At 59.8% G+C, this 428-nt stretch carries 1 pseudogene; it reads right to left on the bottom strand.

The features are described from left to right. Window positions 1-60 precede the first annotated feature (60 nt). Window positions 61-428, bottom strand: a pseudogene (locus G8O24_RS47195) (hypothetical protein); the annotation flags it as partial.

Here is a 428-nt window from a genome sequence, read left to right on the forward strand (position 1 = left end):
ATCATGCACCACGGCGTCATCTGGTGAGAGATGGCGCCGTAGTGTATGTCGTCAGGTCGCTCAGGCCATAGCCTTCTCGAGCAACTCCTGCTCTTCACGGATGTGGACGCTATGCTGTCCCACCGAAGGAGCTGAAGACGGTGGGCGGGTGATGCCGACTAACCCATCAAAGAATCCTGGCAGCTTCTCCGACATGGCCTGGGGCAGGTGGGTCAGCATGTAGTTCCAGGCGCCCGGGTTCTCTGGCTCTTCTTGGACCCAGCGCACATCCGTGACGTTGGTGTACGGCGCGAGAACCTCAGCCAACTCGTCGACTGGTAGCGGGTAGAGACGCTCCATCGGGATGATGGCGAGCTGTCCGTCAAGACTGGCGGCCTTACGTTGCTTGACCAGCTCCCACCGCACCTTGCCAGAGCACAAGATAATCC

This window comes from Bradyrhizobium campsiandrae, from assembly GCF_014529705.1.
Lineage (GTDB): Bacteria > Pseudomonadota > Alphaproteobacteria > Rhizobiales > Xanthobacteraceae > Bradyrhizobium > Bradyrhizobium campsiandrae.